Genomic DNA, 14,488 nt, shown 5'->3' with positions numbered 1-14,488 from the left:
GATTCTATCGAAGCGGTCCGGACTCCGGCGGCCGGACCGCAGCGACCGGTTCCGGTCCCGCGTCGCCGCCTCACCCCGCCTTCCCGTTCACCTCGGCGGCGAGCAACTCGCTGGCCTCCGCGAGGAGCGCGACGACCAGCGGGCCGGCGATGAAGCCGACGGGACCGACGCTGAGCAGGCCGCCCGTGAAGCCGACGAAGTAGAGGCTCCCCGGCAGGTCGGCCGTCTCGCGAGCGAGTCGGGTCCGGATGACCGCGTCGGGCAGCCAGCCGATTATCAGGCCGCCCACCACGAAGACGAGTATCGCGCCCGTGAGGTCGCCGCCGGTCGCGCGATAGACCGCGAGCAGGGCGACCAGAAACGACGGGCCGACGATGGGGAGAAACTGGAGGAAGCCCGCGACGAGCGCGAGCGTGACGTAGAACGGGTAGTCCAGCACGAAGAACACGGGAAGCGCGACGAGGAAGGTGGCCGCGGCGGTCGCGGCCTGTAGGACGTAGATGGCGTAGAGCGTGTCGCGGGTGCGCTCGTGGAACGCCGCGGCCACGTCGCGGTAGTCGTGGGGAATCGGCGCGAGCAGGGCGCGGCGGGCCTGTCCGCGGTTGACCAGCAGGGCGAACACCAGCAGCGCGAACAGGGTGACCTTGAGCGCGATGACCGGCGCGAGGCGGGCGAGCGAGAGCGTGACGACGGTGAGGTACTCGCGCGTGACCTCGGTCACGACGCCCGCGTCCACGGTGTAGACCGTGCCGAGCAACTCGACCGTGACGCTCTCGGGCAAATCGAGCAGGAAGCCGACCAGCGCGGCGCGTCAGCGGTACAGCAGGAAGCCGAACGACGCGAAGAACAGGACGACGCTCACGAACGCGACGGCGGTCGCGGCGGCGCTGGCCCACCACGACGCTATCCCGCGCCGGACGAACCGCTCGTGGAGCGGCACGAGGACGTAGGCCACCGTGATGGCGAAGAAGACCGTCCCCAGCACGTCGAACAGCACCGCGGCCGCGAGTAGACCGACCAGTGCCAGCACGCCGGCCAGCACCCACTGCCGCGAGGTAGACATGTCCGCCACATCGAACCCATCTGGCAAAACCTTTCGCCTATCGGTCGAGACCGAGGTGAGAGCGACGCTCGTCGCTTCTCGTCCGGGTCCCGACGACGAGAAGAATCGTCACCGGACGCCGGTCTCGCCGACGAACCGTCGCGACTCCACATCCCGCCAGTTAAGTATCACCGGATGTAACCACCCGGTAATGAAACGGCGAACCTTGCTGAAGCACGGCGGGACCGCGACCATCGTCGGTCTCGCCGGGTGTACCGGCGGCGGGAGCGGCGGGCAGGAGACGACCACCGACGAGACCGCGACGACCGGCGAAACGACCACCGAGGCGACTGCTACCGAGACCACCGAGGAGACCGAGACGACCACCGAGGCGAGTCTCAGCGGCACGCTCAAGGTTGCCACGTACAGTTCGTTCGTGGACGCGCCCAGTTCCTCGCCCGGCGGGTGGCTGAAACAGGAGTTCGAGAACCGCCACCCCGACGTGACCGTGAAGTACGAGACGCCCGAGAACGAGGTCAACCACTACATCCAGCAGGCCGCGCAGGGCGTGTCCATCGATACGGACGTGTACGTCGGCATGAACGTGGACCACCTCATTCGCATCGACGAGAAGTTGGGCCAGAAATCGCTGTTCGCGCCGGTCGCCGACCGGTTGTCCCACTACGGCCACGTCAAGGACGGCTTGAATTTCGACCCGCAACAGCGCGCGGTCCCCTACGACACGGGGTACATCAGCCTCGTCTACGACGAGAGCAAGATACAGAAGCAACCGGAGACGTTCCAAGACCTACTGAAGGAACGGTACTCTGGCGACCTCATCGTCCAGAACGCCAAGACCGCCGCCACGGGCCGAGCCTTCCTGCTGTGGACCGTCAACACCCTCGGCGAGGACCAGTATCTCGACTACTGGCAGAAGCTGAAGGAGAACGGCATCAAGATGCTCGGGTCGTGGAGCGACGCCTACACCGCCTACGAGAACGGCGAGGCTCCGATGGTGGTCTCGTACTCGACCGACCAGGTGTACGCCCACCGGCAGGACAAGGACCTGACGAAGCACCGGGTCGGCTTCCTGAACGACCAAGGCTACGCCAACCCCGAGGGAATGGCGAAGTTCGCCGGCACCGACAAGCCGGAACTCGCCGAGGCGTTCATGGACTTCATGCTGAGCAAGCAGGCCCAGAAGCAAATCGCACAACTCAACGTCCAGTACCCCGCGACCGACTGGGCACCGCTCGGGGCGGAGTTCAAGAAGTACGCCAAGGAACCGGCGAACCCCGTGACGTTCACCTACGAGGAGCTACAGGGCAACCTCGACGGCTGGGTGGACTCGTGGGCGCGCCAGATAGCCGGCGGTCGATAGCGTGACCCGCGAGGAGGCCGGGACGGAGGGTGAGACCACCACCGAGCGCACCGGGGCGACGCGGTGGCTCGGCCCCACCGCGCCGACGCGATGGCTCGAACGCCACGCCATCACCCTCCTCGGAGTCGCGACCGCACTCGTCCTCGCGGTCGTCTTCTACTATCCGGTGTTGACCGTCTTCGCCGACGCGGTCCGGGTCGGCGGCGCGTGGACCGTCGAAGTCGTCCGCGACGTCCTCACGGACCCGTTCTACTTCGGCGTCCTCGCGCCGATTTTCGGCGGCGAGTTCGGCGCGATTTCCGAACTCGCCGCCGAGTCGCCGCTCGGCCTGTTCGGATTCACCGCCTACCAAGCTCTGCTCTCGACGATTGCGAGCGTCCTGCTCGGCCTGCCGGGAGCGTACGTCCTCTCGCGCTACGAGTTCCCCGGCAGGCGGACGCTCCGGTCGCTGACCATCCTCCCGTTCGTGCTGCCGTCAATCATGGTCGCCATCGGCTTCGTCGCGTTCTTCGGGACGAACGGCCCGCTGAACGCCGTCCTGACCGCGCTGGGTCTCGGGCCGGTGAACCTCCTCTTCACGCTCGAAGCCATCGTCGTCGCCCACGCGTTCTACAACGCGCCGCTGGTGGCTCGGGTCACGACCGCGGCGTGGGAGAGCGTGGACGCCCGGATGGTCGAGACCGCCCGGTCGCTCGGCGCGAACCCGTGGTACGCCTTCCGGACCGTGCTGGCACCCCAACTCCTGCCCGCGGTGCTGACTGGCGCGCTCCTCACCTTCGTCTTCACCTTCATGTCGTTCCCCATCGTCCTCGCGCTGGGCGGGTTCCAACTCGCCACGGTCGAGGTGTGGGTCTACTCGCTCGTGCAGGAACTGGAGTACGCCGAGGCCGCCACGCTCGCGGTGGCCGAGACGGTCGTCTCGCTCGCGCTGACCTACGCTTACCTCCGGTACGAGGCCCGCGAGTCGGGCGGCGGTCGGGCCGCGAACCCGCCGCCGAGGAAGCGACTGCTGCCCGAGAACCCCTCGCCGCTGGCCGCGCTCGAACGCGTCGGCGTCGCCGCCTACGCCGCGGTGGTCGCGGTGGTCTTCGTCGGTCCCATCGCCAGCATGGTCGCCGAGAGCGTGACCGGTCCCTCGGGGTTCACCCTCCAGTACTACGAGTTCCTCGTCCAGCGGCAGGTCGAGGGCGCGTCGTTCCAGACGAAACCGGGGGTAGCGGTCCGCAACTCCCTGGTGTTCGGCGTCGCCACCCTGCTGGTCGCGCTCCCGATGGGCGTCACCGTCTCGGTGCTGACCGCCCGCGGGGGCAGGGGAACCAGACTCGCGGACGCGGCCGCGATGGCACCGCTCGCGGTCAGCGGCGTCGTCGTCGGACTCGGGATGCTCCGCGGACTGGTCTTCGGCGTCGAGTTGTGGGGCCACCGATTGCAGGTCACGGGACCGGTCGCCATCGTCGCGGCCCACGGCGTCGCGGCCTACCCCTTCGTCGTCCGGAACGTCGCGCCGCTGCTCGGCGGCGTGGACCGGTCGGTCGTGGAGTCGGCCCGCGCGCTCGGCGCGACTCGGGTCCGGGCGCTGTTGGACGTGGAACTCCCGCTCGTGGCGTCGGGGGTCGCCGCCGGGGCCGCGTTCGCGTTCGCCATTTCCATCGGCGAGTTCGATTCGACGGTGATTTTGGCGACCGGGAGCAGTAGCTACACGATGCCAGTCGCCGTCGAGCGCTACATCGGCAACCGGACGCTCGGGCCAGCGACCGCGATGGGGACCGTCCTGCTCGCCGTGACGAGTCTGAGTTTCGTCGTCGTCGATAGGTTGGGAGGGCGGTGGGAAGCGTGACGAACCTCCACCTCCGAAACCTCTCCAAGTCGTTCGACGGCGTGGACGCGCTCCGGGACGTGAGCCTCGACGTGGCCGACGGCGAGTTCTTCACGCTGGTCGGGCCATCCGGATGCGGGAAGACGACCACCCTGCGCGCGATTGCGGGGTTCGAGTCGCCCGACTCGGGGTCGGTCCGGTTCGAGGGGACCGAGATGTCGGGCGTGCCCCCGGAGGACCGCGACGTGGGCATCGTCTTCCAGAACTACGCGCTCTTCTCGCACATGACGGTCGGCGAGAACGTCGCCTACGGGCTTCGTTTCCGTGAGACGCCCGGAAATCGGTCGGACGACGAGCGCGTGGCCGACTTGCTGGAACTCGTGGACCTGCCGGGGTTCGAGGACCGCGACCCCGACGAACTGTCGGGCGGCCAGCGCCAGCGCGTCGCGCTGGCGCGGGCGCTCGCGCCCGGCCCGGACGTGCTGCTGCTGGACGAACCGATGAGCGCGCTCGACGCGCGACTCCGCCAGACGCTCCGGACGCAGGTCAAGCGAATTCAGTCCGAGTTGGGCATCACGACCGTCTACGTCACCCACGACCAGGAGGAAGCGCTCGCCGTCTCGGACCGCGTGGCCGTGATGAACGACGGCCGCATCGAGCAGGTCGGCACGCCCGAAGCGGTCTACCGGGAACCCGACACCCGGTTCGTCGCGGAGTTCCTCGGCGAGAACAGCGTCTTCGCGGGCGAGGTCGTCGGACGTGGCACGGCGGGGCGTGCGACCGACGGCGCGGACCGCTCCGGTCGAGCGGTCCGCGTCGGCCCCGCGACTTTCCGCCTCCCGCTCAACGCGCCCGAGGGGACCGAGGTCGTCTTCTGCGTCCGCCCGAAGAAACTGGTCCGCGGGCCGGGCGAGAACGCCTTCGAGGCGACCGTCGAGACCGTCGAGTTCCTCGGCGAGTCGTTCCGCGTCCACCTCGACTGGGAGGGTCGTGACGTGACCTTGCGGACCGCGGAACGCCCGACCGACGAGCGGTTGCGCGTCGGATTCGACCCGGCGGACGCGCACGTGATTTCGGGGAACGAGCGAGAGCGCACCCTCGTCGACCGCGACGCCGGGTAGCGCCCGAGGTCGGAAAGAAATTGTTTTCGAGTTTACTCCGATTCCGGGACCTTTAGTTGTAAGGCTCCTTCCGAGAGAACCGTGACCGGAACCAACGAGCAGTTCGACGGCGAGTCAGTGGAGGCCCCGGACGTCGGTGACGAGGACGTGGAGTTGGAGACCGACGTCGAGGAGATAACGCAGGACGTGCAGGCGGACGCAGACTACGACCGGGAGGTCGCCAGCGAGATACAGTCCTCGCTCGCGGAACTACAGGACTCCTCGGAGAGCATCGCCGAGCGAACCCGCGACATCACCGCGCTGGCGCGCGAGCAATCCGAGGGCATGTCGCAGGTCTCCGAGGAGGTCTCGGACCTGAGCGCCGCCGTCGAGGAGATAGCCTCCTCGTCGGAGGAGGTGGCGACTGCTAGCGACCACGCCCGCCAGCAGGCCGAAGCGGGACAGGAGGCCGCCGCCGAGGCCGGCGAGACGATGGCCGAGATACAGACCGCCGCCCAGAGTGTGACCGAGGACGTCCAGACCATCCGCGAGAGCGTCGAGGCGATAGACGACATCATCGAGGTCATCAACGACATCGCCGAGCAGACCAACCTGCTCGCGCTCAACGCCAACATCGAGGCCGCCCGCGCCGACGAGGGCGGCGACGGGTTCGCGGTCGTCGCCGACGAGATAAAGGAACTCGCGGGCGAGTCACAGGAGCAGGCCGACGAGATAGAGGGGAAGGTCAGTCGAATCCAAGAGAACACCGAAAACGCCGTCGAGAGCCTCGAAGAGAGCAACTCCCGCATCGACGAGGGCATCGAGACCGTCGAGTCGGCCGTCGGGAGCCTCGACGAGATCGCCGAGTCGGTCCGAGAGGTCAATCAGGGCATCGAAGAGGTCGCGTCCGCGACCGACCAGCAGGCCGCCAGCACGGAGGAAGTCGCCGCGATGGTCGACCAGACGACCGAGAACGCCGACGACATCGCGGACCGCACCGACGGAATCTCCGCGGAACTCGACGACCAGACCGACCAGATTTCGGACATCAATCGGCAGGTCGACGAACTGGTCGAGGACTGACCTCCGGGCGGCGCGTCGGCGGCGACCGGTCGAGTTCGCCAGCGCGAGGCGGGTCAGTCCTCACCGGCGTCGCTGGGGAAACAGTTCGAGCAGTCGTCGTAGAGGACGGTCTGGCGCGCCCCCAGTTTTCGCCATCGGGCGTCGTCCTGTTGGAGGAACGCTCGACAGGCCGGCTTCTCGCCGGTCTCGTCCGGGCGGTGGCGCTTCTTCGTCGTCGCGGTCGGACTGACGAGGTACCGGTCCCGCTCGCCGTCCGCTTCGGCGGCGTGGTCGGCTTCGGCGGCCCGGTCGCCCTCGTCGGCGCTGGCGCGGCCCGCGCTCATCGCCAGTCCTCCAGTTCGACGGTACTCGACTCGGTGGCGTTGACCCACTCGTGGGTCGCGTGCGGGTTGTAGAAGACCAGTTCCGCCTCGCCGTCGCTGGCGGTCCGCGCGTAGGTCTCGATTCTGTCGTCGGGGTCGTCGGCTGTCGGGGTGGCGTCTGTTTTCATTTCGGGTGCCTCCCGTGGGGATAGTTTAGTAGGTGGCTCAGGGGGTTAAACGCGAGCCATGGGCGCGGTGAAAGTGAAACTGTACGGTTCGTTCGGGTTCTACTCCCGGCCGCGCCAGAACCGCTCCAGTCCGAGCGAGAGCATGTCCGGACTCACGGGCTGGAACTCCTCGCGCTCGGTGTCGGGGAAGTACTTCCGGACGCTGTCCCACGAGTCGCGGGCGTACCGCGAGTCCACGAGGACGCGGACGCCGACCTCCTCCGGCCCGCGGATGACGCGGCCGAGGGCTTGGCGGGCCTTCCGGACCGCCGGGACCGTCAGCGCGTAGACGAAGCCGTCGCCGAACTCGCGCTCGTAGGCCGTCCTGACCGCTTTCGTCCGGGGACTCGCGGTGTTGATGATGGGGACGCCACAGACCACCGCGGCGCTGAGTCGGTCGCCCTCGTAATCGACGCCCTCCGTGAGCGTCCCGCGAAGACTGGTGACGAGGACCTTCGACTCGCCGCCGAAGAACTCGGCTTTCAGGTCCTCGGTCACGTCGTCGGCGCTGCTCTCGTCCAGCAGGACCGGCTTCTCGACGCGGGGGTTCTCGCGGAGCGTCTCGGCGGCCCACGTCGCTTCGGCGTAGTTGGGCATCCCGACGAGGACGTTGCCGGGCGTCTCGCGCGCCACGTCGCGGAGCGCGTCGGCGTACATCCGGCGGGTCTGGGTCTCGTCGCCGGGTGCACCGCGGTTGTCGTAGGTGAACTTGGGAGCATCGACGGCGAAACTCTCCCGGCGCTCCTCGGGGAAGTTCAGGCCGTAGGTCCGTTCCACGACCGGGCGGCCCTGTTCGGCGTCGAGATGGTTGAGACCCGTCACCTCCTCGAACACGTCGAGGGGTTCGAGGGTCGCACTCATCAGGACGCCGCCGCCGAACTCCGCGAGTTGCTCGCCGATGGCGTCGCTGGGCACGCAGTTCTGCATGGCGAGGCGGGCGTTGTACGCGCGCCGCCACGAGGTGTCGGGTTCCTTCTCGTTCCACGTTCGTTCGAGTTCTATCTCCCGGAAGTAGCGCTCGTGGTCGTTTCGGTACCACTCGCCGAGGACGCGGCCGGCGGCCGGCGCGGCCCGCTCCTTCTCGTCGTCCTCGGCCTCGTTCAGGATGCGCGCGACGACCGCGCCGACGGCCTCGGCCTTCACCCAGACGCCGTCGTGGTAGCCCTCCGACTCGGCCCACACCGAGATTTCGTCCTGCTGTGGCTCCGTCGGGTCTCGGAGCGGAATCTCGTCGTCGGGCAGGTCGTGGAGGTTCGACTTCCAGCCGCGGTGTTCGCGTTCGAGGTGGGCGGTAACGCGTCGGTCGAGTTCCTCCCGGAGGTCCCGGAAGAAGTCGCGGGTCGCTTCGAGGTCCGAGAGCGACACGTCGCTGTCTTCGAGTTCGCCGCGCACGAGGTCGGCGTCCGCGGCGGTGTGGGTCTCCTTGTCGCCGTCGAACTTGAGCGGTTGGATGACCCGCGTGAGTTCCGACTCGGCGTCCCGCAGGGTCGCGTCGCCCACCGCGTCGCTCACGAGGTCACGGACGCGGGGTTCGAGCATGTGGGCCTCGTCGCAGACGACGAAGGTGGACGAATCGAGCAGCGCGCCCGTGAATCCGCCGGTCGTGACGGGGTCGAAGGCGTGGTAGTAGTTGCCGACCACGACCTCGGCGTGGGGAAGTATCGCGCCCATCATCGAGTGGGGGCAGGTGCCGTGCTGAACCGACAGCGAGACCAATTCCTCGGGGTCGATGAGACCCATCCCGTCGAAGTCGAAGAGGACCGCCTCCACGGGGTCGCCGTCCTCCGGGAGTTCTTCGAGGAACTGCGCGTAGAACGGGCAGTACTCCACGTCGTCGTACTCTGGCATCTCCGGCGGGTAGGGCGTCGGTTCGTCGGCGGTTTCGAGGAATTGGGCGGCGGCCCGGCCCTGCGCACCCGAGTCGGCGAGACCGGTCTGCTGGCTCCGGGCGCGCGAGACGAGGTTCTGGGCGGTCGTGGCTCCGCCTTCGCCCGTTATCGCGCGGGTGTCCTCCCGGAGCGACTCGCACCGCTCGTAGACGTTGCCGTCGTCGATGCCCCCCGCGTTCTCGCGGTTGTACGGACACACGTCGGCCTTCCCGACGAGGGTGAGACTCGTCACGGGGTCCCAGTCGGTCGGCAGGTTCGAGTTGACGGTCCGGAGGTCCTCCTCGAACTGGCGGAGTTGCTGTTTGACGCTGGTGAGGACGACCACGCGCTCGTAGTCGCTCTGCGGGTCCCGAACGAGGTCGATGCCCGCGGTCAGCGCCAGCATGGTCTTGCCGGTCCCGCAGGCACCCTCGACCACGGCGAACCCGCCGTCCTCGGCGGTGTCGATGGCGGTCTCGATGCCGTCCACCTGCTCGTCGTACGGGTCGGCGTGGCCGAACACCTCGCGCCACGAATCGCTTGCGGTCACTGGGCCGGGGTTGGTCGCCATCGGGTTTGAACGTTTGGAATCGGCGAATCCGGCGCGAGCGTGGCCGTGGGCTGGCGCACTGATACCGCTCGGCAAGCTTGTGCTGGCAACGCTGTGACGGTCTCCGAAATCGACACGAAACGCCCCGTCGTCCGTCGCATCACGTCTCGGAGTACCAAGACTTTTACCGCGGAGAGTCGCGTTCGAAACCATGAGCGACGACGAAGCGGACCTCGACGAACTCGCCGACGAGGACCCGGCCGCGGCGTTCGAGCAGGTCGGCGACATCCCCGGAACGCACCTCCGAGCCGCCGAGTTCTGGGACGACATCGTGGCCGACATGGAGGCGACGGCCGACGAGTACGAGACGCAGGGCTGGGAGACGCTCCAACTCCATCCCGGCGACGTGACCGCGCTGGTGCCCGACGAGGACGACGAGGAGTTCGGGCTGGACGTGCTGGTTCCCGACGACGAGTTCGGCGAACTGGAGTCGCTGTTGGACGGCGACGCCTCCTTCGACAGCTACGAGGTGTTCCGGGCGACGGCCGACGGACTCGTGCTGTTCGTGGTCGCCATGGAGGACCCCGACGAGGAAGTCGCGGTCCTCTATCCCGCGTACTACGACGCCCAGAACGCCCAGCCGATGCTCGCGGCCGCCGAGCGAGCGGGCGAGATGCGGACCTACGTCCGGACGCTGACCAACGAGCAGGTCGAGTTCACCCACCGGGAACCCGAGAACTTCGCGCCCGAGGGCGACGCCGAAACCGCCGAAGCGGCCGAATCGAACTGAGGACGACGCCGAAACCGAGGCCTAGACCGACGTACGGCCGACGGAACAATACGGCCGGACGCCGAATTCTCGCGCCCGGATGACTGGCGCGGACATCGATTCCCCGACCGAGATCACCGACACCATCGAGAAGCCCGACCGCGGACCCGTCGGCGAAGCGCTGTTCGACTTCAAACGCTGGTTTCTCATCGACGCGAACCGGTGGCTCGTCGTCGGCGTTCTCGCGGTCGGGACCTTCGGGCTGACCGTCCTCGTCGGGACGTTCGGCCCGGTGTCGGTCCAGCAGTTCCTCGCAAAGGGCATCTCGCCAGCGGCCGCGCTGGTGGAACTGCTCAAGACCATCGTCTCGGTCACGACCATCGTCCTCTCCATCAACCAACTCGTCCTCTCGCCCGAACTCGGTCCCGTGAGCGACCAGCGCGAGCGACTGGACGACACGATGAAGCTCCGCCGCCAGAGCGAGGGTCTGCTCGACGAGACGGTGAGTCCGCTCTCGCCGGGGCAGTACTTGGACGACCTCGTGTCCGCGCTCCGGGACCGCGCACGGTCGCTGGAGGAGGACGTGACCGGAAGCCCGGAACTAGAGTCGGACGTTGCGACGTTCTCCCGGAAACTCGTCGCGGACGCCGAGAACGTCAACGCGGAGTTGCAGGACGCGAAGTTCGGCGACTTCGAGGCGGTCGCGGCGGTGATGGACTTCGATACCTCGGGTAAGATACGGCGTCTGCGCCGGATTCGCAAGGAGTACAGCGAGCAGTTGGACGGCGACGAGACGGAAGCGCTGGTCGAGATGATAAACGCGCTCGAACTGTTCGTCACCGCGCGGGGCTATCTGAAGACGACCTACATCCGCACGGAGTTCATCAACTTCTCGCGGGCGCTGCTGTACGTCGGCCTGCCGTCGCTCCTCGTGGCGTTCTGGGCCTCTCAGATGTACGACCCCACTATCTTCCCCGGCGAGACGCTGGGCGTCGAGAACCGACTCTGGTTCGTCAGCGCGGCGGCGACGACGGCGCTCGTCCCGTTCGCGACGCTCATCTCGTACATCTCGCGGCTGGCGACGGTCTCCCAATCGACGCTGTTCATCGGACCGTTCGTCGCGGGGAGCGAACACCACGAGGAGTAAAATTAGGACGCGACCGGATTGCGTCAGTCGTCGCCTTCCGCGGTATCGACGGTCTCGGCCTCGGAGGCCTCCATCTCGTGGCCGCAGTTCGGACACGCCAGTTCGTCGTGGCGCAACTGCTCGCTGGCCGACCGGACCTCGCGCATGACGCCCGAGATGCGGTCTTCGGCCTCCAGTTCTTCCTCGACGGACAAATCGACGCCCTCGACTTCGAGAAGGAACTTGGCGACCTCCGTGACCTCGTACATCATGTCGTCCAGTTCCTCGGCGGTGAAGAAGCCCGACATCGCGCCGTAGAGGAACGTCGCGCCCGCCTGCCGAACCTTGTCCTCGAACGACGAGCGGGCTTGGTTGACCGCCTGCGGGGTGTAGGTGTCGGTCATGAACGGGACGAGTTCGGGCAGGTTCTCGCCGATTTTGGTCATCTCGACGCCGGTCTCGGTCCGGAAGTCCGCACAGAGGCGGGCGATGGCCCACTCGCGGGCGGTGATGTACGTCCGGTCGCGCAGGAACTCGTTGACCCGGTCGTACTGGGCACCGTCCACCTTCTTGAACCGCTCGTACTTGCGCACGTCCGGCGGCAGGTCGGACTCCGGAGGTCCCGCCGCGGCGTCGGATTGTGCGGGTTCCGCCGTGGCGTCGGATTCCGCGGAATCCGACGCCGACGCGGCGTCTTCGGAGTCCTCGGGGTCGATTTCGTCGGGCGTTTCGGAATCGCTCTCGACGGTATTTTCGGAGCCGCTTCCGCCGGGAGTCTCGTCGGCGTTCTCTCCGAGGGTCTCGTCGGCGTTCTCTCCGAGGGTCTCGTCGGCGTTCTCGACCGTCGGGTCGTCGTCCGTGACTTCGCCGACGGTCGGGTCGTCGTCCGTGACTTCGCCGACGTTCCCGTCGTCACTCTCGACTCTCTCGACTTCCTCCCCTTCTCTCTCGACTGGTTGCTCGGTCTTCGCGTCGGTCTGCTCGCTGGTCTCGGTCGGCGAGTCGGCGGACTGCTCGGCGTCCTGCTTGTCGTTCTCGGGCGGACGCGATGGGTCGTCTGCCATGAATCTGGGTAGCGGTGGGAGGTGGAAAAGCGTATCGTCTGGCGCGCGTTGACACACCGCTCGCGGGAGGTGCCGCGCGATTTGCGCCCACCAGTAACTGTTTTGAAGCGGGGGCCGATTGGGAGAGATATGAACGTGCTGCTCGGAATCGGCGGTAGCGACGACTCGTTTCGCGCCCTCGAAGAGACCGTAGACCGCGCGCAGGCCGCCGGTGACGACCTCACCGTCGCCATCCTCGAAAATCCCGAGAGCGACCGCGACACCGAGGCCATCGAGGCGCGCGTGTTCGAGACGCTGGAGACCGCCGACTTCGCGGCCGGAGTCCGCCACCTCTCGGGCGACCCCGGAAGCCAACTCGTGGACCTCGCCGAGCGCGAGGGCTTCGACCAAGTGGTCCTCGGCGGCGGCCAGCGGAGTCCGATGGGGAAGATAAAGCTCGGTCACATCGCGGAGTTCGTCCTGTTGAACTCCCCGGTCAGCGTCAAGTTGGTACGATGAGTCCGACCGACGGTGACTACCCCGAGGGCGAGGCCGAGTCGTTCCGAGCGCCGCCGGTCGCCTTCGAGGACAAGGAGGGTCGCTCCATCGAGATTCGACCCTACGAGGGCGAGGACTTCGAGGCGGTCGTGGAGATGTACGCCGACTTCGACCCCGCCGACCGCGCACAGGGCATCCCGCCCGCCACCGAGTCGCGGGTCCGCGACTGGGTGGAGAACCTGCTGGACGGCCTGAACGTCGTCGCGTGGCACGACGACCGAGCGGTCGGTCACGCCACGCTGGTCCCCGACGAGGACGCCTCGGAACTCGCCATCTTCGTCCATCAGGACTACCAGCGCGCGGGCATCGGGTCGAAGCTCATCCGGGCGCTGTTGGGCTACGGACAGCAGGAAGACGTCGAGAAGGTCTGGCTGACCGTCGAGCGGTGGAATCACGCCGCGGTGAACCTCTACGAGTCGGTCGGTTTCGAGACCAACGGCACCGAGAGCTTCGAGATAGAGATGGTGCTTCGGCTCTGAATCGGGGCGTTTCGGTCCACGTACATATCTATTTCTACGTACTACCAGCTGTATTTCAGTAACAAATATTATAATCAGATGGTATGTAGGTGCGGCAGATGCTAGCAAAACGTTGGCAGAAATGGGCAGTATCACACTCGTACCGCTTCAGAGCAGTAGCGGCGGTAGCGGACTCGGAGCCGGTATACTCCTCCTATTCGTCCTCGGTCTCTTCCTCGTTCCCGCCATCGGGATGTGGAGGGCCTTCGTGAAGGCAGGAAATCCGGGTTGGGGCGCGTTCGTCCCGTTCCTCAACTTATTCTATCTGGTGGACATCGCCGACCGGCCGACGTGGTGGGTCATCGTGCCGATAATTCCCCTCGTCGGTTGGTTGCTCATGATCGCGCTGTTCGTCGACGTGGCCAAACAGTTCGGCAAAGGGGCCGGCACCGGTCTCGGTCTCGCCATCCTTCCGTTCATCTTCTGGCCCCTGCTCGGCTTCGGCGAGGCGCAGTACCACGGGGACACCAGTCCGGGCGTGTAACGACTCTGCGCCCGCATTTCTCTCGGTGACGCGACGGCGACGAAAAAGAAAACGTCAGACTGTGAGGTCGCTCATACCGACAGTACGGGCTGGCTGGCGTACAACAGCACGTACTCGGCGGCCTTCTCCAGCACCTCGCCGGGTTCGCCGCTCAGCGGTTCGCGCGGGATGACGATGAAGTCGGCGTCGATGTCCTCGGCGGTGTCCAGCACCGCACTGCCGGGATGCTGGGTCTTTCTGGTGGTCGAGAAGCCGTAGGCGAGCGAAGTCGAGACCGACACGTCGTACTCGGCGGCGACCTCGCGGACCTCGTCCATGAACGTCTCGGTGTCCGAAACCACGTCCTCCTCGGCGACGGCCCCGTGTTCGATGCCCCGGACCAACTCTTCGCCGAGGACGTACATCGCGTGGACGGACGCCTCGTACTGCTCGGCGACGGCGACGGCGTACTCGACGGCCTCGACCGACTCGTCGCTCCCATCGACGGGGACGAGGACGGTCTCGACTTCGAGCGGCGGCTCGGTCATGTGCGTACGTGGACGGGCATCGGGCAAAAATCCTCGCTTCGCGGGGTCGTCGCGACCGGTGAAACTACCGCGTGTCGTGCGGAGCGGTAGAGCT

The 14,488-nt window shown here is 67.1% G+C and carries 16 protein-coding genes; 9 read left to right on the top strand and 7 right to left on the bottom strand.

Annotated elements, in window-relative coordinates:
- Positions 1-70: 70 nt before the first annotated feature.
- Complete coding sequence (locus M0R88_RS08075; RefSeq protein WP_248656425.1) at positions 71-781, bottom strand: AI-2E family transporter; 711 nt, start codon at positions 779-781, stop codon at positions 71-73.
- A 30-nt stretch (positions 782-811) separates the two neighbouring features.
- Positions 812-1,063 (bottom strand): hypothetical protein, encoded by a 252-nt coding sequence (locus M0R88_RS08070; protein WP_248656424.1) that lies wholly within the window; start codon positions 1,061-1,063, stop codon positions 812-814.
- A 190-nt stretch (positions 1,064-1,253) separates the two neighbouring features.
- Between M0R88_RS08070 and M0R88_RS08065 the strand changes: the two genes are divergently transcribed.
- The 4 genes from M0R88_RS08065 (at position 1,254) to M0R88_RS08050 (ending at position 6,422) form a co-directional block, all read left to right on the top strand.
- Positions 1,254-2,423 carry a thiamine ABC transporter substrate-binding protein gene (locus M0R88_RS08065; protein WP_248656423.1) on the top strand — a complete coding sequence of 390 codons (1,170 nt, stop codon included), beginning with the start codon at positions 1,254-1,256 and terminating at the stop codon, positions 2,421-2,423.
- 1 nt (position 2,424) lies between these two features.
- Positions 2,425-4,260 (top strand): ABC transporter permease, encoded by a 1,836-nt coding sequence (locus tag M0R88_RS08060; RefSeq protein ID WP_438267205.1) that lies wholly within the window; start codon positions 2,425-2,427, stop codon positions 4,258-4,260.
- Positions 4,257-5,360, top strand: a complete 1,104-nt coding sequence (locus tag M0R88_RS08055; protein WP_368409379.1) for an ABC transporter ATP-binding protein — start codon at positions 4,257-4,259, stop codon at positions 5,358-5,360. Before M0R88_RS08060 ends, M0R88_RS08055 begins: the two co-directional genes overlap by 4 nt.
- An 81-nt stretch (positions 5,361-5,441) precedes the next feature.
- Positions 5,442-6,422, top strand: a complete 981-nt coding sequence (locus M0R88_RS08050; protein WP_438267204.1) for a methyl-accepting chemotaxis protein — start codon at positions 5,442-5,444, stop codon at positions 6,420-6,422.
- 53 nt (positions 6,423-6,475) lie between these two features.
- Here M0R88_RS08050 and M0R88_RS08045 read toward each other — a convergent pair whose 3' ends face one another.
- The 3 genes from M0R88_RS08045 to M0R88_RS08035 all read right to left on the bottom strand — a co-directional run bounded on the left by M0R88_RS08045 (position 6,476) and on the right by M0R88_RS08035 (position 9,369).
- The gene (locus M0R88_RS08045; protein WP_248656421.1) at positions 6,476-6,745 is read right to left on the bottom strand and encodes a hypothetical protein; all 270 of its coding nucleotides are present in this window, start codon (positions 6,743-6,745) and stop codon (positions 6,476-6,478) included.
- Complete coding sequence (locus M0R88_RS08040; protein ID WP_248656420.1) at positions 6,742-6,912, bottom strand: hypothetical protein; 171 nt, start codon at positions 6,910-6,912, stop codon at positions 6,742-6,744. The genes M0R88_RS08045 and M0R88_RS08040 overlap by 4 nt, the downstream gene beginning before the upstream one ends.
- Positions 6,913-7,011: 99 nt before the next feature.
- Entirely contained in the window at positions 7,012-9,369 is a 2,358-nt protein-coding gene (locus M0R88_RS08035) for an ATP-dependent DNA helicase (RefSeq protein ID WP_248656419.1), read from the bottom strand.
- A 211-nt stretch (positions 9,370-9,580) separates the two neighbouring features.
- Here M0R88_RS08035 and M0R88_RS08030 point away from each other — a divergent pair, with 211 nt between their 5' ends.
- Together M0R88_RS08030 and M0R88_RS08025 are read left to right on the top strand one after the other, a co-directional pair.
- Positions 9,581-10,159 (top strand): DUF7529 family protein, encoded by a 579-nt coding sequence (locus M0R88_RS08030; protein ID WP_248656418.1) that lies wholly within the window; start codon positions 9,581-9,583, stop codon positions 10,157-10,159.
- A 79-nt stretch (positions 10,160-10,238) separates the two neighbouring features.
- Entirely contained in the window at positions 10,239-11,285 is a 1,047-nt protein-coding gene (locus M0R88_RS08025) for a DUF7972 family membrane protein (RefSeq protein ID WP_248656417.1), read from the top strand.
- A 23-nt stretch (positions 11,286-11,308) separates the two neighbouring features.
- Here the strand turns inward: M0R88_RS08025 and M0R88_RS08020 are convergent, their stop codons facing one another.
- Positions 11,309-12,328: a DUF5806 family protein gene (locus M0R88_RS08020; protein ID WP_368409375.1), complete on the bottom strand. Its 1,020-nt coding sequence runs from the start codon at positions 12,326-12,328 to the stop codon at positions 11,309-11,311.
- A 129-nt stretch (positions 12,329-12,457) separates the two neighbouring features.
- Here M0R88_RS08020 and M0R88_RS08015 point away from each other — a divergent pair, with 129 nt between their 5' ends.
- The 3 genes from M0R88_RS08015 to M0R88_RS08005 all read left to right on the top strand — a co-directional run bounded on the left by M0R88_RS08015 (position 12,458) and on the right by M0R88_RS08005 (position 13,867).
- Complete coding sequence (locus M0R88_RS08015; RefSeq protein WP_248656416.1) at positions 12,458-12,826, top strand: universal stress protein; 369 nt, start codon at positions 12,458-12,460, stop codon at positions 12,824-12,826.
- Positions 12,823-13,344: a GNAT family N-acetyltransferase gene (locus M0R88_RS08010; protein WP_248656415.1), complete on the top strand. Its 522-nt coding sequence runs from the start codon at positions 12,823-12,825 to the stop codon at positions 13,342-13,344. Before M0R88_RS08015 ends, M0R88_RS08010 begins: the two co-directional genes overlap by 4 nt.
- A gap of 247 nt (positions 13,345-13,591) precedes the next feature.
- The gene (locus M0R88_RS08005; protein ID WP_248656414.1) at positions 13,592-13,867 is read left to right on the top strand and encodes a DUF5684 domain-containing protein; all 276 of its coding nucleotides are present in this window, start codon (positions 13,592-13,594) and stop codon (positions 13,865-13,867) included.
- Between the two features lie 71 nt (positions 13,868-13,938).
- On the opposite strand, the gene M0R88_RS08000 is transcribed toward M0R88_RS08005, so the two are convergent.
- Entirely contained in the window at positions 13,939-14,394 is a 456-nt protein-coding gene (locus tag M0R88_RS08000; RefSeq protein WP_248656413.1) for a universal stress protein, read from the bottom strand.
- Positions 14,395-14,488: the final 94 nt, after the last annotated feature.

Origin of the sequence: Halorussus gelatinilyticus, assembly GCF_023238445.1 — an archaeon.
Lineage (GTDB): Archaea > Halobacteriota > Halobacteria > Halobacteriales > Haladaptataceae > Halorussus > Halorussus gelatinilyticus.
The sequence above is the reverse complement of the archived record's forward strand: the minus strand, read 5'-3'. Positions and strand labels throughout refer to the sequence as shown.